The following is a 249-nucleotide window of genomic DNA, read 5'->3' on the forward strand; positions in this document are numbered from 1 at the left end:
TGCATGTCCTGCATAGGCAGGAACATTTCCAGCCTTTGTGGCCGCGTATTCCACATCAAACTGGCTGATCTCCGTGGTCGCTTCGAACTGGAGGCCGCCATCGCGGGCTTTGTTCAGCAGGGTAGCCTGCCAGCGTCTGACGCTGCGGGCCAACTGCACAACGGCAGTCCCCTGGACAGCGTCAAGCAGGAAGTCCGGTTTACCGACAAACATCTTGGCCGGTCGGTCGAGATGTTTGTTGCTGTCAGT

General features: G+C 58.2%; 1 protein-coding gene. It reads right to left on the reverse strand.

All coding sequences use genetic code 11. The features are described from left to right. Positions 1 to 249 (reverse strand): hypothetical protein (locus EVC45_RS46100; RefSeq protein ID WP_168991695.1); only part of this gene is annotated, 249 nt, incomplete at both ends.

The organism is Paraburkholderia sp. UYCP14C, assembly GCF_004197395.1.
Taxonomy (GTDB): Bacteria; Pseudomonadota; Gammaproteobacteria; order Burkholderiales; family Burkholderiaceae; genus Paraburkholderia.